Below are 18,233 nucleotides of genomic sequence, written 5' to 3' on the forward strand. Positions count from 1 at the left end.
GCCCGACATCCCGGACCACGCCCCCGCCGCCATCCTGCACACCTCGGCCACCACCGGGCAGGCCAAGGGCGTCACCGTCGACCACACCTCCTTCCGGGCCATCGCGCTGGGCTGGCTGTCCGTGGCCCGTCCCACCGAGGACATGGTGCTGGTCAACTGCTGCCCGCTGTACCACGGCAGCCTGGTGGTCTCGCTGACCTACCTGGCGGCCGGTGCCACCGTGGTGCTGCTGCCCGGCTTCACGCCGCAGACCGCGCTGGCCGCCATCGAGGCCCACCAGGCCACCCACATCTGGCTGGTCCCGCAGATGCTCCGCTTCCTGCTCCAGGCCCGCTCGCTGGCGGCCACCGACGTGTCCACGCTGCGGGAGGTGCTGTACGGCGCCGCGCCCATGCCACCCGACATCTACGCCGCGGCCACCGCGCGGCTGGGCTGCGGGTTCCGGCAGGTCTACGGCATGACCGAGGTCGGCGGCCCGTTCGTCACCCTGGGCCCGGACGAGCATCCGGCAGCGGACGCCGTGCCCGAGGTGATCCCCAGCGGCCGGGTGATCCCCGGGATGTCGGTCCGCGCCCTGGGGCTGGACGGCCGGGAGGTGGCGCCGGGCGCCATCGGCGAGATCTGCGTACGCGGCCCCGGGCTGATGCGCGGCTACTGGGACGACGAGGCGGCCACCGCCGAGATCACCGTGGACGGCTGGATCCGCACCGGCGACCTGGGGTTCATCGACCGCGACGGCCGGATCCACCTGGTCGACCGGAGCAAGGATCTGATCATCCGGGCAGGGCAGAACGTCTACCCCTCGGAGATCGAACGCGCCCTGCGCGGCCACCCCGCTGTGCGCGACGCGGCGGTGGTGGGCGTGCCGGACGAGGACTACGGCGAGGTCCCGCTGGCCTATGTGGTCGCCGAGGACGGTGTGGGGGAGGCCGAACTGCTGCGGCACGCCGCCGCCTGGCTGGCCCCCTACAAGCGGCCACGGCGGATCGAGTTCATCGACCAGGTGCCCAGGAACCCGGCCGGAAAGATCGTCAAGAAGCTGCTGCGGACCTGACGGGAAGCGGCGGCCCCGCCCGGCACCGACGGAAGCCACCGCCGGGGCGGCACGGCGGAACGCCCGGGGCACCTGGCGCGGAGGACCGGTCGGGCCTCCGCACCAGGTGCCCACGGGGCCTGACGCCCTGGACAGTCCGCGGGAGAGTACGGATGGACCTCCACCCACCGGTGCGCTTCGCCCGCCCGGCGCCCTGCCCGGACCGCCCGCGCCCCGCCCCGAGGCCGCGGTGCTGAGCGCCGCCGACCGGGCCGGGGCCGAACGGGCCCTGCGGGCGCTGCGCCGGCACCTGGCGGCCCGCGGCCTCACCCTGGGGCTGGCCCGCGCCGGAGAGCCGTCGGCGCTACCCGGCGGGCCCGTCGAACGGCGGTTGGCCGAGGGGATGGTGCCCGGGCGGCGCCGTGACTTCCTCGCCGGGCGGTGCGCGGCCCGCCGCGCGCTGGCCGGCGCCGCTCTCCCGGTGGCGGAGATCCCGTACGTCGGCCGCCGGCCCCGGCTGCCGGCCGGCAGCGTCGGGACGATCAGCCACTCCGGCGGCCTGGCGATCGCGCTGGCCGCGTCCGACCGGCACTTTCGTGCGCTCGGCTGCGATCTGGAACTGCGCGGGCTGCCATGGGCCGCCGCCCATCTGGTCCTCACCGCCGGGGAGCAGGAATGGGCGCGGGGGGCGGCGAGCCCGGCGCGGGCCGAGCGGCTGCTGCTGGAGGTCTTCTCCGCCAAGGAGTCGGCGTTCAAGGCCTACTGCGCCCTGCCGGCCGCCGGCGGCGCTCCGACCAGCCTGCGGGAGATCACCACCGCACCGGCGCCGAACGGCTACACCGCCCGGCTCAGGGACCGTCCTGGCCCTCCGCTCCGGGTACGGGTGGAGCGGGCGGGCCCAGGGGTGTTCAGCTGGACCGCCGTACCCGCGCCGTGAGGGCCGTGCGGATCCCGCCTGCGGGGGTGCCGGTGCGGCGGGATCGGGAACCCGGCAGCCGCGAGTAGGCGTCCGGCGCTCCCCGGGCCGTGACGAGCCCGCGGCGAAGAGGGCCGGTGCGGCGGGATCCGGGCCCAGCGGCCGCGAGCAGGGCGTCCGGCACTGCCCGGGTGGGTGACGGACCCGCGGCGAAGAGGGCCGGTGCGGCGGGATCCGGGCCCCGGCGGCAGGATCAGCGCAGCCCCCGCAGCACCGCCGCGAGCACCGCCACACCCCGGTCGATCTCGGTCGGGGTGCGGGCGGCGTATCCCAGCACCAGCCCCGGCCCGTGGGGGAGTTGGCGGTGCCAGGACAGCGGCTGCACCTTCACGCCCCGGGCCAGCGCCGCGGCGGCCAGCCCGGTGTCGGCGAACTCCCCGTCGAAGGTCACCATCAGATGCAGCCCGGCCGCGGCCCCGGTCACCGCGGCGCCCGGCAACCGCTCGCGGATCGCCGCCACCATGGCGTCCCGGCGCCGGCGGTGGCGCCGGCGCAGCAGCCGCAACTGGCGCTCCACCTCACCCGACTCCAGCAGCCGGGCCAGTACCAGCTGCGGCAGCGCGGCATTGCCCAGGTCGGCAAGGCGCTTGGCGGCCACCAGGGCCTCCCGGTGCTCCGGGGGCGCGAGGACCCAGCCCACCCGCAGCGCGGGGGCCAGGAGTTTGGAAACGCTGCCGGCGTAGAGCACACGCTCCGGAAGCATCGAGCGCAGCGCCGGTACCGGCGGCCGGTCGTAGCGGTGCTCGGCGTCGTAGTCGTCCTCGACGATCAGCCCGCCCTCGGCCGCCCAGCCCAGCAGCGCGCGCCGGCGGTCGCCGGAGAGCACCACGCCGGTGGGGAACTGGTGGGCCGGGGTCAGCAGCACCGCTCGCGCGCCGGTACCGCGCAGCGCGTCCACCCGCAGCCCCTCGGCGTCCACCGGCACCGGCGGCGTCGCCATCCCCTGGCCGCCGAGGTGCTGGCGGACGCCGAGCGAGCCGGGGTCCTCCACGGCGATCGCGCCCACGCCGGCGTCCCCCAGCACCCGCGCCGCCAGGGTGAGCGCCTGGGCGGTACCCGCGGTGATCAGCACCTCCTCCGGGTCCACCCGGATCCCGCGGTTGCGGGCCAGCCAGTGCGCCACGGCCCGCCGCAGCTCCGGCGCCCCGCGGGGATCCCCGTACCCCAACCCGGCCCAGGCCAGGTCGGTGAGGACCGCGCGCTCCGCGCGCAACCAGGCGGCTCGCGGGAAGGCGGCCAGGTCAGGGGTGCCGGGGGACAGGTCGATGTCGGCCGGCACCGCGCGCAGCGCGTCGAAGACCCCGGGGCCGGGCGGGCCGGCGAACAGCGCCCCGGGCACCGGCGGCGGGCCGGACGGGGCGAGCCGGGCGGGCGCCGGGATCGGCGGGGGTGCCGCGACCACCACCGTGCCGTTGCGCCCGCGCCCCCGCACATGGCCGTCCTCGCCCAACCGCTGGTACGCCTCGGTCACCACCCCGCGGGAGACCCCGAGTTCGGCCGCCAGCAGCCGACTGGGCGGCAACCGGCTGCCCAGCGGCAGCCGCCCGTCGCGAATCGCCTGCCGCAGCCGCCGGGCCAACCAGTCGGCGAGCCCGCCCACCGGGGCCTCGCCCGGATCCAACTGGAGAAAGTCCGCGCCCACTTCGGACCGGTCGTTGGACGTGCCATTGGATCTGTGCACCGGACCATTGTGGCCCCAGGCTGGGACAGGCAGACGGACGGGGCGCATCCCGGAACCGGGTAGGGCCGCCGGCCCATCCGACGGGAGCGGCGGATCGAAGGAGAGGCGCGATGACGGTCGGCTATGTGCACGGCTACTCCCAGCAGGAGACCGGCAGACTCGGGGACCAGGCGGACACCCTGGCGCGGCTGCTGCACCAGGGCACCGCCTACCCGGCCGGCAGCCGGGTGCTGGAGGTGGGCTGCGGGGTCGGCGCGCAGACCGTCCACCTGGTGGCGAGCAGCCCCGGGGCGCGGATCGTCGCGGTCGACATCGCGGAGGACTCCCTCGCCCGGGCCCGTGCCCGGCTGGCCGCCCAGGCGCCCGCGGCGCGGGTGGAATGGGTCCTGGGGGACGTGCTCGACCTGCCCTTCCCCGACGGCTCCTTCGACCACCTCTTCGTCTGCTTCGTCCTGGAGCACCTGACGGACCCGCACCGGGCGCTGACCGGACTGCGCCGGCTGCTGCGCCCTGGGGGCACCCTCACCGTGATCGAGGGCGACCACGGTACGGCGGTCTTCCACCCGGACAGCGCGCACGCGCGCGCGGCGATCCACTGCCTGGTCGACCTCCAGGCCATGGCCGGCGGAGACGCGCTGATCGGCCGGCGGGTGCGGCCGCTGCTGTCCGCCGCCGGCTACCGGGACGTGGTCGTCCAGCCCCGCACGGTCTACGTGGACGGCGCGCGGCCGGATCTGGTCGAGGGTTTCATCCGCAACACCTTCACGGCCATGGTCGCGTCCATGGGGCCGGACGCCCTGGCGGCCGGGCTCACCACCCCGGACGAGTGGCGGCGGGGCATCGCCGACCTGCACCGGACCGCGGAGCCGGACGGCACCTTCCACTACACCTTCTTCAAGGCCGTGGCCGTCAACCCGGGCACCTGAGACCGGACGGGCGGCGAACCGGCCGCGGCCCGGCGGCCGGTCCCGCACCGGACGTCGAGCGCTCGCCCCGGCGCCCTCGGCGCGAGCCGGCCGTGCCGGTTCCACCGCACCTACGGGGGGGACCTCTCCACGCTGGAGGGCGAGCGGGTACAAGGGCGCCGGATACCCGCACACCCATGAGGCCGAGCGTTCAACGCGCGCCCCGGCGCACGGTGCAATGCGATGTCCGATCTCCGCCAGCACACCGCCCGGCCGCGGACAAGACTGGCCGCGTGACCACGAAGACCAGCACGCACACCGCCATCGAGCCGAACATCCTCTACTTCGGGACACCGGTGGCTCTGCTCTCCACGCTCCAGGAGGACGGAAGCCCCAACCTGGCGCCGATGTCCTCCGTGTTCTGGCTCGGCTGGCGGGCCGTACTCGGGCTCGGCGCCCGGTCCCAGACCGCTCAGAACCTCCTCCGCACCCGCGAGTGCGTCATCAACCTGCCCTCCGAGGCGCTGGCCCCGGCGGTGGACCGGCTGGCCCTCACCACCGGCTCGAACCCCGTACCGGACCGCAAGTACGAGCGCGGATACCGCTACGAGCCGGACAAGTTCGGCCGGGCCGGGCTGACCCCGGTCGGCTCCGAGACGGTGGCCCCGCCCCGGGCCGCCGAGTGCCCGGTGGCCATGGAGGCGGTGATCGAGGCCGTGCACTCGCTGGCCGAGGAGGACGACGGGCAGCGCGGCCACGTGCTGACCTTCGAGGCCCGGGTGGTGCGGGTGCATGTGCACGAGGACATCCGGATGGCCGGGACCACCGACCGCGTCGACCCGGACGCCTGGCGGCCGCTGATCATGAGTTTCCAGAAGTTCTACGGCCTCGGGCCCCAGGCGCACCCCTCCAGGCTGGCCGGCATCCCGGAGCAGTGGTACCGCGGCCCGGACATCGAACGCGCCCGGAAGGCCGCCACCCGCTGAACGGGGCCCTCGGCGGCGGTGCCCGGCCGGCGTGCCACGGTCGACTCACCGGCCGCCGCCGTCGCGTACGACCGAGCACCGCGCCGGGCTGACCGGGGATCAGGTAGGGCGGGCTACCCCGCGGCCAGCAGCTCCGGCAGCCTGCGCATGTCGTCGAAGACCACGGTGCCGGGGCCGGCCAGCCACTCGGCCGGCGTCAGCCCCCCGGCGTAGCCGAAGGCGCGCATCCCGGCGGCCCGGGCCGCCTGCACCCCGTACTGGCTGTCCTCCACCACGGCGCAGGCCGCCGGGTCGACGCCCTGCTGCCGCGCGGCGTGCAGGAACAGATCCGGGGCGGGCTTGCCGCGGGAGACCTCGGTGGCACTGTGGATACGGCCCGCGAACCGTTCGTACAGACCGGTACGGCCCAGGGTGTGACGCATCTTCTCGTGGGAGCCGCTGGACGCGACGCAGGTCGGCAGGGTGATCGCGTCCAGCGCCTCGACCAGCCCGTCGACCGGGGCCAGCCCCTGGTCCACCGCCTCTTCGTGCATCTCCCTGAAACGCTTGTCCCACAGGGCGGCGGTGTCCGCCCCGAGCCGCTCGGTCAGCTGCTCGCCGATGGACACGCTGGAGCGGCCCACGAACCGGCTGATCACCTCGTCCTCGGTGAGCGGCCAGCCCAACTGCGCCCCCAGGGCGGCATGGACGCGCACCGCGATGGGCTCGCTGTCCACCAACACCCCGTCGCAGTCGAATATCACGAGTTCCACTGGCTTGATCATCAGCGCAGGATAGCGGCACCGGCCGCGCGGAGATCGGCGCGGCCAACCGGGACACGGGCGAGGCCGGGGCGCGAGTGCCGCGCCCCGGACGGCGTCCGCGCCGTCGATCGGTTGGTGCGGGCGGGTGAACGGGCGCCGAACCCGCCGGTGAGGTGCCATCGAGCGGGAACGTGCGAGGCATGCGCGCTCTCGTGATCAACTGCACCCTCAAGCCCTCCCCGCAACCGTCGAACACCGAAGCCCTGGCCGGCACCGTGGTCACCGCTCTGAACGGCCACGGGGTGGAGGTGGATGTGGTCCGCGCCGTCGACCTGAACCTCAAGCCGGGGGTCCGGACGGACATGGGCGAGGGCGACGACTGGCCGGACGTCCACGGGAAGCTGCTGGCCTCGCGGATCCTGGTCATCGCCTCCCCGACCTGGATCGGCCGCCCCTCGTCCGTCGCGCAGCGGGTACTGGAGCGGATGGACGCCATGCTCAGCGAGACCGACGACCACGACCGGCCCGTCGCCTACAACCGCGTGGGCGGCGTCGTGGTCACCGGCAACGAGGACGGCGCCCACCACGTCATCAGCGAGATCAGCGGCGCACTCGGCGACATCGGCTACACGGTCCCCGGCCAGGCGTGGACCTACTGGCACCTCGGCCCCGGCCCGGGCCCGAACTACCTCGACGACGACCGCGGCCACGACTGGGCGGCCTCCACCGGCCGCGCCATGGCCTCCAACCTGTACCACGCCGCCCGCGCCCTGGAGGAGAATCCGCTGCCCGCTCCGCCCTCCTGACCGGGGCGGCCTGCCCGGCGGGCGTCCCATCGGGATCCAGGGGCGGCGGAGGGGCGCGGGATCAGCCCCCCGGCCGCCGGCGTACGCGCGGGCGGGCACGGCACGCGCCCGGGCCTTGGTGGAGCGACACTGGTGGTGGTGCAGGCCGTCGCCGACACGGAGAGGCGGACCATCGATGCCCTATGTCGCCGTGAGCGCGTTGAGCCATACCGGGCTGGTCCGGGAGCACAACGAGGACAGCCTGGTGGTGGGGCCGTGGTCGCTGTGCGGCACGGTCACCGAGAACCCGCAGACCCTGCTGTTCCCGCTGGGTACCCCCCTGGTGGTCGCGGTCGCGGACGGCCTCGGCGGTCAGCCGGCCGGCGAGGTGGCCAGCGCGCTGGTCGTCCGCAGGCTCGCCGCCCTGGGCCCCTCACTGGACAGCGAGGAGGCCGTGCGCGCCGCGGTGGAGCTGTGCAATCGCACTGTGTACACGGCCGCCGGTGGCGACCCGGAACTCCTCGGCATGGGGACCACCGTCGCGGGCATCGTCCTGCTGACCGACTCGCTGCTGGTGTTCAACGTCGGGGACAGCAGGGTGCTGGACGTCTCGGGGAAGGAGCTCCAGCAGCTCAGCGTGGACGACAACCCGCCGCTGCCGCCCGGCCAGCGCACCACCTCGGTGGTCACCCAGACCCTCGGCGGCACCGCGGGGCTCACCGCCGTCACACCTCATGTGACCACCCGCGAACTCAGCGTGGGCGACCGCTTCGTGGTGTGCAGCGACGGGCTGACCGACCCGGTGCCGGAGGCGGAGCTGTGGGACGTGCTGCGGGTGCACGACAACGGCCGGGCCGCCTTCGAGCTGTGGAAGGCGGCGATCGACGCCGGCGGCCCCGACAACATCACCCTGGCGCTGCTGCGCGTCGGCCAGTAGCCGGCGGCCCGGCGGCGCCCCGGACGGACCCCGGCGGCAAGGGAACACGACCATGGTCGTCCTCATCGGAACCTCGGGATGGCAGTACCGCGACTGGCGCGGCGTCCTCTACCCGCCCGACTGCCCGCAGCGCGCCTGGTTGGAGGAGTACGCCCGGCACTTCGCGACCGTCGAGAGCAACAACGCCTTCTACCGGCTGCCCACCCGCGAGCAGTTCGCCGCCTGGCGGGACCGGACCCCCGAGGGATTCGTGGTGGCGGTCAAGGCCAGCCGCTACCTCACCCACATCAAGCGGCTGCGCGACCCGGAGGAACCGGTACACCGGCTGATGGCGCACGCCGCCGGGCTCGGTGACCGGCTGGGCCCGGTGCTGCTGCAACTGCCGCCCAACCTGCGGGCGGACGGCGGCCTGCTCGACGCCTGCCTGAGCTGCTTCCCGAAGCACACCCGGGTGGCCGTCGAACCGCGCCATGACTCCTGGTGGACGGATGAGGTCCGCGAGGTGCTGGAGCGGCGCGGCGCCGCCCTGTGCTGGACCGACCAGGGCTCGCGCCCCGCCACCCCGCTGTGGCGCACCACCCGCTGGGGCTACCTCCGCTTCCACGAGGGACTCGCCCGGCCCTGGCCGCGCTACGGCAGGGCGGCGCTGAGCCACTGGGCCCGGCGCATCGAAGAGGCCTGGCCCCCGGGCGAGGAGTCGGACGTCCACGTCTACTTCAACAACGACCCCGGCGGGGCGGCCGTACGGGACGCCTCGGCCTTCGCCCGGCTGGCAGCCGGGCAGGGGCTGGACGTCACCCGTACCCCCGCGGACACCGAGGAGGCGCGCTCGATATGAGGCCGCGTACGACGACCCGCCGCTCCAGCCTGAGCCCGTCCGCGGCCGCCGGCCCGAGGGCCGGCCCGCCCCCGAGGGGATCGACCTGCCCGAACGGCGCCGCGCCCGGCCCCACCCGAACGCACAGGCACCGCGGTGGACGATGTCGCGACCGTGCGCGCGGGAGCGCGCGACGGCGTACGGCGAACTCGCGGCGCCAGGACTTCACCCGGAAAGGCTCCGACCCTGAACGCCGTACTCGCGGAACCACTGTCCGTCGTCCTGCTCCTGGCGGTGCTGGCCTGCGCGGTGATCCGGCCGTGGGGCTGGCCGGAGGCTGTCGTGGCAGTCCCCGCCGCCGGGGTGGTCATCGCCACCGGCGCGATCTCGCTCGACCACGCGGCGGCCGAGGCCGCCCGGCTGGGCCCGGTGATCGGCTTCCTGGCGGCCGTCCTGGTCCTGGCCCAGCTGTGCGACGACGAGGGGCTGTTCCACGCCTGCGGCGCCTGGATGGCCCGCCGGGCGGCCGGCAGCCCCCGCCGCCTGCTGGTCCTGGTCTTCGTGACGGCCTCGCTGATCACCGCGGTGCTCAGCCTGGACGCCACGGTGGTGCTGCTGACCCCGGTGGTGTTCGCCACCGCCGCCCGGCTGGGCGCCCGCGCCAAGCCGCATGTCTACGCCTGCACCCATCTGTCGAACACCGCCTCGCTGCTGCTGCCGGTCTCCAACCTCACCAACCTGCTGGCGTTCGCCGCCAGCGGCCTGGCCTTCACCCGCTTCGCCGCGCTGATGGCGCTGCCCTGGCTGGTGGCCATCGGCGCCGAGTACGTGGTGATCCGCCGCTTCTTCGCCACCGACCTGGACGCCGGCGCCGAGGCCCCGCCCCCCTCCGAGCCCCGCGAACTGCCACTGTTCGCCCTGCTCACGGTGGCGGGCACGCTGGCGGGCTTCGTGGTGACCTCGGCGCTCGGCATCAACCCGGCCTGGGCGGCGGCCACCGGCGCGGCCGTCCTGGCGGTCCGTGCCCTGGCCCAGCGCCGCACCACCCCCGCGACGATCGTGCGGGCCGCGGCCCTGCCGTTCTGCGCCTTCGTGCTGGCACTGGGCATCGTGGTCCGGGCGGTGGTCGACAACGGCCTCGCGGACGCGCTGGGTCACGTGGTTCCGGCCGGTACCGGCCTGGCGGCCCTGCTCGCCATCGCGGCAGTGGCGGCCGTACTGGCCAACGTCATCAACAACCTGCCCGCCGTGCTGGTGCTGCTGCCGCTGACCGCTCCGACCGGACCGGGCGCCGTGCTGGCCGTACTCCTCGGGGTGAACATCGGCCCGAACCTCACCTACGCCGGCTCCCTGGCCACCCTGCTGTGGCGGCGCATCGTGCGCGAACACGACACCGACGTGGAGCTGGGCGAGTTCACCCGGCTCGGTCTGCTCGCCGTGCCCACCGCACTGCTGGTCTCGGTGCTGGCACTGTGGGTGTCGCTGCAAGCGATCGGAGGCTGAATACCGTGACCGTCGTCGTCTGGATCGTGGAGGGCACCTGGCCCGCCTGCGTCGACGCCGCGCGCACCCACGCACCCGAGGGTGCCGATGTGGTGCTGCTGCACGTCACCGGCCCCGAGGCGCCGGGCGCCGCGCACGGCGCCTACGCCGGGCTGCTGGGCCGCGCACGACCCGACCGCGACCCCGGCACGCGGGTGGAGCACCTGGCCACCGCGGCGGGCGAACGGCTCCTGGCCGGCGCGGCCCAGCGGCTGGGGCGCCCGTGCGCCCGGCGGGAACGCGCGGGCCGCGTCGAACGGGAAGTCGTGGCCGCCGCCGAAGGCGCCGACCTGCTGATCCTCGCCCGCGACGGCGACCGTACCCACCTCGGGCCCCGCAGCCTCGGCCCCGCCAGCCGATTCATCGTCGACCACGCCCCCTGCCCCGTGCTGCTGGTCTGGCCGGAGACCGCGCCCAGCACGGCCACCATCCCGCCACCGCCACCACACCCGCCGCACCACCGCTAGCCCCACGGCCAAGCCGTCACCGCTCCCGGAGCCAGGCCCAGCCCGGGGTGCCGACCGCTGTTCCGAACCTCCTCGCCTTCCACGCCGATCGCAGGGGGAGCGCCAACCAGAACCTAGGAGTGGTAGTTTTCTTCCTAGAGATCCTAGGAAATCGAGGAGCACGCGATGCACAAGCCCGCCATCGGCACCCTCCAGGTGCCCGGCGCCACCCTTCGCTACGAACGGCGCGGCAGTGGGCCGGTCCTGCTGCTGATCCCCGGCGGCGCCGGCGACGCCGGACTGTACGAGGGCATGGCCGCGGACCTCGCCGCCCACTACACCGTGGTCTCCTACGACCCGCGCGGCCTGTCCCGCAGCCCCCTTCACGGGCCGCTCACCGACCAGCGGGTGGAGGTCTGGAGCGATGACGCGTACCGCCTGCTGGAGCGGGTCTCGCCGGGGCAGCCGGCATCCGTGCTCGGCTGCAGCTCGGGCGCCATCGTCGCGCTGGACCTGCTGGCCCGGCACCCCGAGCGGATACGCCGCCTGGTCGCCCACGAACCCCCGCTGCTGGAGGTGCTGGAGGACCCCGAGCCGCACCGCGCCTTCTTCACCGAGGTGCGCGAGACCTTCCGCGCACAGGGAGTCGGGGCCGCGATGGCCCGGTTCAGCGAGGGGCTGGGAGGCCGGCCCGCGGAGCAGGCGACGGAACTGCCGCCCGAGATCCAGGAGATGGCCTCCCGGATGCACACCAACCTCCCCGTCTTCCTGGGGCACATGCTGTGCCCCTTCTCCGGGACCGCGCCCGATCTCCCGGCCCTGCGGCGCGCCGCCACCGCCCTGGTGCTGGCCGCGGGGCGGGAGTCGCGCGGCCAACTGCCGCTGTACGGACCGGCCGAACGGCTGGCGGAACTGCTCGGCAGCGAACTCGTGGAGTTCCCGGGCGGACATGTGGGCTGCACCGAGCACCCCGAGGAGTTCGCCGAGCTGCTGCTGAAGGTGCTCGGCTGATCCGCCCGGCCGCCTGCCACCCCAGCGCGGTCCTCACGCTGGGGCAGGGGCCGGACCCGGCCCTGCGGCAGGCCCAGTCCCCCGCGCCGTACGGTCAGCGGCCCGCGTCGAGTATCAGCAGGATGTGCTCGTCCTCGCCGTGCCGCTCCGTTTCGACGCGCCGGAAGCCGTGCTTCTCCAGGAGGCGCACCGAGCCGGTGTTCCCCGCGAAGGGGTCGGCGTGGAGCGGCCGGGTCTTCTCCAGGTCGAGGAAGAGCGCCAGCGCCGCGGTGCCGACGCCCCGGCCCCAGTACTCCCGGCCCAGCCAGTAGCCGATGAAGCGCCGGGAGCCCTCCCACCAGGCCACCAGGTTGCCGGCCACCGTGCCGTCGACGGTGACGGTCCGCACGTGGACGGTCGGATCGCCGAGAACCCTGGTGGTCCAGTGGGTCATGAAGGACTCCCGCTCCCGAGGGGTGAACCTCGACCGGCGAGCCGCCTCCGGATCGTGCTCCTGCGCGAAGAAGACCTCCAGATCGGCCTCTTCGACGTCCCTCAACCGCACTTCCTCAGTCATGCGCGCGAGTATGGCAGCGGGCACTGACAACCGGCCTCGGCGAGAGGGCGCGGCAAGGGCTACGCCGCCTCGGGGCCCGTCACCGCCGGTTCACCGCGGCGGTCCCGCCAGGCGGCGAGGGTGGCGGTGAGCATCAGCCCGGCGGTGAGGGCGAAGGCCCACGGATAGCCGGTCCGGTCCGCCAGAAACCCGAAACCGACCGCGCCGATGCCCATTCCGGCGTCATAGGCGACGTTCCACAGCGCGGTGACGGTGCCGTAACCAGCCTTGGGAACGCGGGAGTACATCAGGGCCAGGGTCGAGTTCTGGGCCACACCGAAGCCCGCGCCGAACAGCGTCACCCCGACGACGATCGCGACCGCGCTGTGGGTCAGCGAGGTGATCAGCATGCCGGCGGCCGACAGCAGCAGGCCCGGCAGGACCAGTCGGGCGGATCCGTGCCGGTCGCCGTGCCGGCCCGCGGCCCAGCGGGCCACCGTCGAGGCCGCGGGCTGCAAGAACAACGCCACCGCGGCGAGTTCGGCGAAACGGTCGGGCACCGCGATCGGCAGGAAGGTGACCAGGATGCCCGCGGCCAGCGCGGTCGCGGCGAACACCCCGGCCGGACGGGCCAGCGCCGCGGTGCGGAGGCCGGCCAGCACGCCGACCGAGCGGCCGGACATCAACTCCCGGTCGGGCAGGCCGGGCACCGAGGCGATGGCGATCAGCGCCACCACCCCGCCGGAGACGGCGACCGGCCCGTACCCCACCTGGTCCACCAGCCACACCCCCAACGGCAGGGCCACCAGCGACGGCACGCCGGACACCACCCCGACCAGGGCCAGTCCCTCGCCCCGGCGCTCATCGGGGATCAGCGAGGCGGTCAGCGCCCCGCCGGCGACGATGGTGAGCGCGAAGCCCAGACCGCGCACCAGGCAGACCGCGGCGATCCACGGCAACCCGCCGGAGGCGGTCAGCGCCAGGGCGGGCGCGCCGAGCAGCAGCAGTCCGGCGGAGAGCACCAGCCGGTAGCCGAAACGGGCGACGAGCCGGGGCGCGGCCAACTCACCCAGCACCGTGGAGAGCATCAGCGCTCCGGTGGTCAGCCCCGCGGCGTTCCCACCGCCCCCGGACTCCCGGGCGTACAGCGGAACCACCGACAGCAGCAGGAAGAAGCTGGTCGAGGCACCGATCATGCTGACGAACCGCAGCATCAGCGCCCGGGTCAGCAGCGGCGGCCGGGCCTTGGGGGCAGCCGGGTCTTCGGGACGGGAGGGGCGCCGGGGGTCGGCGGAAGTGGTCATGCACGGCACGCTAGGCACCAAGTGGATCGCCGGTAAGCTCCAATTCCATGCCTGTGCAGTGGTCCGGTTTCTCTCCCGAGTTGTTGCTGGTCATCGACCGGGACAGCGGCGAGCAGCTGCGCGCGCAGCTGGAACGCCAGATACGCGACGCCATCCGAACCGGCCGGCTGACCGCGGGGGAACGGCTTCCCTCCTCCCGGGAGCTCGCCCGCGGGCTGGAGCTCTCCCGCGGCCTGGTGCAGGAGTGCTACGCCCAACTCCAGGCCGAGGGATACCTGGTGGCCCGCACCGGCTCGGCCACCCGGGTCGCCGCCTGCGCCAACGTGCCGGCGGCCGGCGCGCCCTTGGCCCAGGACCGGCCACGGCTGATCGCCGATTTCCGCTGGGGGGTGCCCGACCTGGGGAGCTTCCCCCTGGCGGACTGGTTGTGGGCGCTGCGCGAGGCGGGCCGGGCCATGCCGACGTCCGCCTTCGACTACGGGGATCCGCGCGGCAGCGCCCGGCTGCGTGAGGTCCTGGCCGGATATCTGCGGCGGGTGCGCGCCGCCGCGGCCGACCCGGAGCGCATGGTGATCTGCTCCGGATACGCCCAGGGCCTGGCGCTGACCCTGGACGCCCTGGCGCGGCACGGTGTCCGCACCCTCGCCTACGAGGATCCCGGGGCACCGGCCACCACCACCGCGGCCGCGGCCCGGGCGGGTCTGTCCGCGGTGCCGGTGCCGGTCGACGCGCACGGCATCGACGTGCGGGCGCTGGAGGCGACCGACGCCCGCGCCGTCGTCCTCACCCCGGCGCACCAGTGGCCCACCGGGGTGGTCCTGGCACCCGAACGGCGCCAGGAGCTGATCGAGTGGGCGGTGCGCCGGGACGCGGTGCTCATCGAGGACGACTACGATGCCGAGTTCCGGTACGACCGCGAGCCGGTGGGCGCGGTGCAGGGCCTGGCCGCCGACCGGGTGGTCGCCATCGGCACGGTCAGCAAGTCCCTCGCCCCCGCGCTGCGCATCGGCTGGCTGCTCAGCCCGCCCGCCCTCACCGCGGAGCTGGTGCGGAACAAGCAGCTGAGCGACCGCGGTTCACCCACCCTGGACCAGTTGGCGCTCGCCCGGCTGATCGAGTCCGGACGGTACGACCGGCATCTGCGCCGGATGCGGACCACCTACGCGGCCCGCCGCGGCGCCCTGCTGGCCGCGCTCGCCGAGCATGCGCCAGGCGTCCGGGTGACCGGCCTGGCGGCCGGCTTCCACGCCGTCGCCCACCTGCCCGGGGCCATCGGGGAGCAGGCCCTGGTGGCGGCGGCCCGCGCCCGGGGCGTCGGCCTGTACGGGATGAGCGGGTGCCGCTCGACGCGGTCCACCACCCCCACCCGGCTGCTGCTGGGCTTCGGGGACGTCGGCGAACGGGCCATCACGGCCGGTATCGCCGCCGTCGGCGACCTGCTCGCGTCCTCCCCCCAACCCCTGCCGTGAGGCCGCCCTTCGCAGGGGCTTACCACGGGTCCCGTGGAGTATCTCGCCGCACCGCGTCCCCGGCTGTTCCCGCGTCGGCCGTGCGGTGCGGGCGGTGGCCAGGCCGTGATGGTCCGGCGGCTCAGCGCGCAATCGCCGTCAGCGTGACCGGGGTGCCCGGGCGGGCGGCCGGCAGCAGGACCCGCGCGGTGCCAGGGCCGGGGCGTACCCGTGCGCCGGAGGCGCCCCGCACCGAGATCCGCGCCCCCTGGGGGAAGAGGTCGCGGGGCAGGGCGAGCGTGGTCCAGGCGCGCCGGGTGGTGCGGTCGGCGGTCAGCTCCAGGGTGTAGGCGCGGGTGGCCGGATCGTAGGACTCGCCGACCGGGCTGCCCGCCACCACCGGCGCGTACGGGGCGAACGCGGGCTCCTTGCCGGGGGCCGGACGGCCCTGCGGATCGCGCGCGCAGTAGCCCCCGCCCTCCTCGGCGGCGCAGTCGTACCACATGGCCCATCCGGTGGCGAAGCCTTGCATCGAGGCGAGCTGGCGGCGTATCAGCTCGGCGTTGCCCGGCGTGGTGGCCTTCGGCGGGCCCCACTCGCCGACCAGCACCGGGAGCCGGTGCTCCGCCGGGTACGCGCCGATGGCCGCCTCGTACCGCTCGATGAAGCGCCCCGAGGGGTCCCAGTCCGCGCCCGACTCGACGGCCGTGTCGTAGAAGTGCGGGGCGTAGCCCAGCCGGTCGGTGCCGGGCCGGGGATCGCCGAGGCCGGGCAGGCTGGTGGGCACCCCCTCGCCGACCAGCACGGTGGGCTCCAGGAACAGCCAGGCGTCCGGGTCGGCGGCGCGTACCGCGGCGATCAGCCGCCGGTACATGGCCGGGAGTCGGCCCCGTTCCAGCGCGATGGAGGCGGCGAGCCGGTCGGCGGGGTCCGAGGGGTCTCCGGGCACCGGGCCGAAGGGCTCGTTGAACAGGTCGTAGCCCAGCAGCGAGGGATGCCCGCGCAGCGCGGTGGCGACCTCGGTGTAGGCGGCGGCCTGGGCGGCGCGCAGATCGGGGTCGTCGTAGAGATGGGTGAAGGCGGCCTGGACGGCGGGCTGGAAGTAGTCGGCGAACCAGTCGTCCGGGTCGGGTTCGAAGGGCAGCCCGTCGGTACGGGTGGCCCAGGCCGGTATCCCGCCGTGGCCGAAGGCAGGGCCGAAGACGTCCTGGTGCCAGTCGACGAGCACCAGCACGCGGTAGCGGTCCGCCCACTCCAGGGTCCGCTCCACGGTGCGGAGGTAGCCGGTGTCGTAGTGGCCGCGGCGCGGCTCCAGGTCCTCCCACTTGATGGTGAGGCGGATCAGGGTGAACCCGTCGCGCGCCAGCCGGGCGATCCGTTCCTCGGTGACCGTGTCGTTCTTGCCGAGGTTGAGCCCGTGCAGGCGCAGCGCCCGGCCCTGCCGGTCGGCCAGGTGCACCCGGCCGTCGGGGGTGGTGACGGTGCCGACGGGCCGGGGCCAGGGAGCCGCCGGGGCCGTTCCGCGCGCCGGGGCGGCGGCCGGGGAGAGCGGCGCGGCGGTCGCCGGCAGCGCACAGAGCAGGGACATGCCAAGGGCGAGGGTGCCAAGGGCGCGGTGCAAACGCATGGGGCCTCAGCCTCCGGTGGGTGGTCGGCCAAGCGGATGTCGGGAGGTGTGACGCTGTCCCCGGGCGCCTCCGGCGGCAAGGGCCCCGGGGAGCCCCTTCCGTCCTCCGGATGGCGTGCGAGCGCGGGCCGCGCGGGCGGGAGGCACCGGCGGCGGGGCCGCCGGTCCGCGGGCCGGGGCGCCCGCGGACCTCGGCCGAGACCCTCAGCCGAAGGCCGGCATGATCTCCTGGTGGATGAGCCGCAACTGGGTGTTCACATCGGCCACCCCCGGCAGGTCCCGACCGGTGAAGGCGCGCACCAGATGGCGGTCGGTGATGGCGCAGATGACATGGTTCACCCCGCTCGGGGCGAGCTGGGTGCGGATCTTCTCCAGGCACTCCTCCGGAGTGCCCGCGATCGACAGCCGGTCGGCGACCTCCGGCGAGGTCAACTCGATACCGCGGGCCAGGTCCCCGGCCCCGATGGCGTCGACGACGGGCTTCAGCTCGCGCGGGTCCACACCGTTGCGGCGCAGCTGCTCCTCGGGCATCGAGGAGGCGTAGATGCCCACCATGCTGCGCGCCGCGTCCTTGGCCAGCGCGGAGTCGGGCCCGGTGGCGAAGACCACCCAGGCGCCGATGTCCAGCGTGCGCCAGTCCTTGCCGGCCCGTTCGGCACCCGCCCGGATATGGCGGACCGCGTACTCGTACGCCTCCGCGGTGTAACTCAGCGCGTGGTGGCAGCCGTCGGAGATCTCCCCGGCCGCCTCGAAGGACTTGGGGCCGCGCATGGCGCCCAGCTTGAGCGGGACCCGGTGCTGCACCGGCCGGGCGAAGGTGAACAGCCCCTCGTACCGGTAGAACTCGCCCTGATGGGTGATGGCGCCCTCGTCGAGCAGGGTGCGGACCACCCGGTGCGCCTCCTTGACCCGGGACAGCGGGCGGGTGCGGGCCCAGTCGATCCCGTACTGGGCCAGCAGTCCGAAGTTGCCGCTGGACAGCACGGCCTCGGCGCGCCCACCGGAGAGCTCGTCCAAGGTGGCCACCGCCTGCGCGATCAGCGTGGGCTCGCGCAGCGTCACCGGTGAGACGCTGGGCCCCAGCCGGATGTTCCGGGTCTGCCCGGCGGCGGCCGCGAACAGCAGCCACAGGTCCTTGTGCCAGGTCTCGTCGGCGGCATAGCAGGCGTGGAAGCCCAGCTCGTCGGCGAGCCGGATGGACGCCAGCGACTCCTGGAGTGGGTAGTCGGGCAACAGGGCGTAGCTGAACCTCATGAACGCTGCCTCCACGGGGAGCGGCCGACTCGTCGGTGACCGGGCGGTGCCGGGCACAAGTCTGACAGTCCATCAGGCATTGTCCAGAGTGCCGCGCTCCGCGCTCCTCGCGGTGTGCGGCCCCGTACCGCCCGCCCGCCGCCCGACGCCGAGGGCCTTCGAGGCCGCCTCGCCCGGCGCGGGCGGGCGGTACGGGGCCGCAC

At 74.8% G+C, this 18,233-nt stretch carries 17 protein-coding genes; 11 read left to right on the plus strand and 6 right to left on the minus strand.

Annotation, left to right across the window (positions count from 1 at the left end; all coding sequences use genetic code 11):
• Both E4099_RS13775 and E4099_RS13780 read left to right on the plus strand, forming a co-directional pair.
• Positions 1–1,054: class I adenylate-forming enzyme family protein (locus E4099_RS13775; RefSeq protein WP_135339326.1), on the plus strand; the 1,054-nt coding region annotated here is incomplete at its 5' end.
• A 229-nt stretch (positions 1,055–1,283) separates the two neighbouring features.
• The gene (locus E4099_RS13780) at positions 1,284–1,970 is read left to right on the plus strand and encodes a 4'-phosphopantetheinyl transferase superfamily protein (protein WP_135339327.1); all 687 of its coding nucleotides are present in this window, start codon (positions 1,284–1,286) and stop codon (positions 1,968–1,970) included.
• Between the two features lie 232 nt (positions 1,971–2,202).
• On the opposite strand, the gene pdxR (E4099_RS13785) is transcribed toward E4099_RS13780, so the two are convergent.
• Positions 2,203–3,738: a MocR-like pyridoxine biosynthesis transcription factor PdxR gene (pdxR, locus tag E4099_RS13785; protein WP_135339328.1), complete on the minus strand. Its 1,536-nt coding sequence runs from the start codon at positions 3,736–3,738 to the stop codon at positions 2,203–2,205.
• 62 nt (positions 3,739–3,800) lie between these two features.
• On the opposite strand from pdxR (E4099_RS13785), the gene E4099_RS13790 reads away from it, so the two are divergent.
• Positions 3,801–4,616: an L-histidine N(alpha)-methyltransferase gene (locus E4099_RS13790; RefSeq protein ID WP_135339329.1), complete on the plus strand. Its 816-nt coding sequence runs from the start codon at positions 3,801–3,803 to the stop codon at positions 4,614–4,616.
• 272 nt (positions 4,617–4,888) lie between these two features.
• A complete protein-coding gene (locus E4099_RS13795) occupies positions 4,889–5,581 on the plus strand; it encodes a flavin reductase family protein (RefSeq protein ID WP_245244814.1) in 693 nt (230 codons plus the stop codon).
• Between the two features lie 113 nt (positions 5,582–5,694).
• On the opposite strand, the gene E4099_RS13800 is transcribed toward E4099_RS13795, so the two are convergent.
• On the minus strand, positions 5,695–6,345 hold the full coding sequence (locus tag E4099_RS13800) for an HAD family hydrolase (protein WP_135339331.1): 651 nt from the start codon (positions 6,343–6,345) through the stop codon (positions 5,695–5,697).
• A gap of 179 nt (positions 6,346–6,524) precedes the next feature.
• On the opposite strand from E4099_RS13800, the gene E4099_RS13805 reads away from it, so the two are divergent.
• The 6 genes from E4099_RS13805 (at position 6,525) to E4099_RS13830 (ending at position 11,862) form a co-directional block, all read left to right on the plus strand.
• On the plus strand, positions 6,525–7,130 hold the full coding sequence (locus tag E4099_RS13805) for a flavodoxin family protein (RefSeq protein ID WP_167828372.1): 606 nt from the start codon (positions 6,525–6,527) through the stop codon (positions 7,128–7,130).
• Positions 7,131–7,305: 175 nt separating this feature from the next.
• Complete coding sequence (locus tag E4099_RS13810) at positions 7,306–8,046, plus strand: PP2C family protein-serine/threonine phosphatase (RefSeq protein WP_135339332.1); 741 nt, start codon at positions 7,306–7,308, stop codon at positions 8,044–8,046.
• 52 nt (positions 8,047–8,098) lie between these two features.
• Positions 8,099–8,884, plus strand: coding sequence for a DUF72 domain-containing protein (locus E4099_RS13815; RefSeq protein WP_135339333.1), 786 nt, complete (start codon positions 8,099–8,101; stop codon positions 8,882–8,884).
• 225 nt (positions 8,885–9,109) lie between these two features.
• A complete protein-coding gene (locus E4099_RS13820) occupies positions 9,110–10,366 on the plus strand; it encodes an SLC13 family permease (RefSeq protein WP_135339342.1) in 1,257 nt (418 codons plus the stop codon).
• Positions 10,367–10,371: 5 nt separating this feature from the next.
• The gene (locus tag E4099_RS13825) at positions 10,372–10,872 is read left to right on the plus strand and encodes a universal stress protein (protein WP_135339334.1); all 501 of its coding nucleotides are present in this window, start codon (positions 10,372–10,374) and stop codon (positions 10,870–10,872) included.
• Positions 10,873–11,037: 165 nt separating this feature from the next.
• Positions 11,038–11,862 (plus strand): alpha/beta fold hydrolase, encoded by an 825-nt coding sequence (locus E4099_RS13830; RefSeq protein WP_135339335.1) that lies wholly within the window; start codon positions 11,038–11,040, stop codon positions 11,860–11,862.
• 94 nt (positions 11,863–11,956) lie between these two features.
• Here the strand turns inward: E4099_RS13830 and E4099_RS13835 are convergent, their stop codons facing one another.
• Positions 11,957–12,418, minus strand: coding sequence for a GNAT family N-acetyltransferase (locus E4099_RS13835; protein ID WP_135339336.1), 462 nt, complete (start codon positions 12,416–12,418; stop codon positions 11,957–11,959).
• Between the two features lie 59 nt (positions 12,419–12,477).
• Entirely contained in the window at positions 12,478–13,701 is a 1,224-nt protein-coding gene (locus E4099_RS13840; protein ID WP_135339337.1) for an MFS transporter, read from the minus strand.
• Positions 13,702–13,748: 47 nt separating this feature from the next.
• Here E4099_RS13840 and pdxR (E4099_RS13845) point away from each other — a divergent pair, with 47 nt between their 5' ends.
• Positions 13,749–15,170, plus strand: coding sequence for a MocR-like pyridoxine biosynthesis transcription factor PdxR (gene pdxR / locus E4099_RS13845; protein WP_135339338.1), 1,422 nt, complete (start codon positions 13,749–13,751; stop codon positions 15,168–15,170).
• Positions 15,171–15,291: 121 nt separating this feature from the next.
• On the opposite strand, the gene E4099_RS13850 is transcribed toward pdxR (E4099_RS13845), so the two are convergent.
• A complete protein-coding gene (locus E4099_RS13850) occupies positions 15,292–16,737 on the minus strand; it encodes a cellulase family glycosylhydrolase (protein WP_245244815.1) in 1,446 nt (481 codons plus the stop codon).
• Positions 16,738–16,980: 243 nt separating this feature from the next.
• A complete protein-coding gene (locus E4099_RS13855) occupies positions 16,981–18,030 on the minus strand; it encodes an LLM class flavin-dependent oxidoreductase (RefSeq protein WP_135339340.1) in 1,050 nt (349 codons plus the stop codon).
• Positions 18,031–18,233 lie beyond the last annotated feature (203 nt).

It is taken from the genome of Streptomyces palmae (genome assembly GCF_004684805.1).
Classification (GTDB): domain Bacteria; phylum Actinomycetota; class Actinomycetes; order Streptomycetales; family Streptomycetaceae; genus Streptomyces; species Streptomyces palmae.

What these genes read in the sequence shown, in the direction of transcription:
- E4099_RS13810 (WP_135339332.1), top strand. Translation starts at nt 7,306, where the DNA reads ATGCCCTATGTCGCCGTGAGCGCGTTGAGCCATACCGGGCTGGTCCGG.
- E4099_RS13790 (WP_135339329.1), top strand. Translation starts at nt 3,801, where the DNA reads ATGACGGTCGGCTATGTGCACGGCTACTCCCAGCAGGAGACCGGCAGA.
- E4099_RS13805 (WP_167828372.1), top strand. Translation starts at nt 6,525, where the DNA reads ATGCGCGCTCTCGTGATCAACTGCACCCTCAAGCCCTCCCCGCAACCG.
- pdxR (WP_135339328.1), bottom strand. Translation starts at nt 3,738, where the DNA reads ATGCGCCCCGTCCGTCTGCCTGTCCCAGCCTGGGGCCACAATGGTCCG.
- E4099_RS13855 (WP_135339340.1), bottom strand. Translation starts at nt 18,030, where the DNA reads ATGAGGTTCAGCTACGCCCTGTTGCCCGACTACCCACTCCAGGAGTCG.
- E4099_RS13850 (WP_245244815.1), bottom strand. Translation starts at nt 16,737, where the DNA reads ATGTCCCTGCTCTGTGCGCTGCCGGCGACCGCCGCGCCGCTCTCCCCG.
- pdxR (WP_135339338.1), top strand. Translation starts at nt 13,749, where the DNA reads ATGCCTGTGCAGTGGTCCGGTTTCTCTCCCGAGTTGTTGCTGGTCATC.
- E4099_RS13835 (WP_135339336.1), bottom strand. Translation starts at nt 12,418, where the DNA reads ATGACTGAGGAAGTGCGGTTGAGGGACGTCGAAGAGGCCGATCTGGAG.
- E4099_RS13840 (WP_135339337.1), bottom strand. Translation starts at nt 13,701, where the DNA reads ATGACCACTTCCGCCGACCCCCGGCGCCCCTCCCGTCCCGAAGACCCG.
- E4099_RS13800 (WP_135339331.1), bottom strand. Translation starts at nt 6,345, where the DNA reads ATGATCAAGCCAGTGGAACTCGTGATATTCGACTGCGACGGGGTGTTG.
- E4099_RS13815 (WP_135339333.1), top strand. Translation starts at nt 8,099, where the DNA reads ATGGTCGTCCTCATCGGAACCTCGGGATGGCAGTACCGCGACTGGCGC.
- E4099_RS13830 (WP_135339335.1), top strand. Translation starts at nt 11,038, where the DNA reads ATGCACAAGCCCGCCATCGGCACCCTCCAGGTGCCCGGCGCCACCCTT.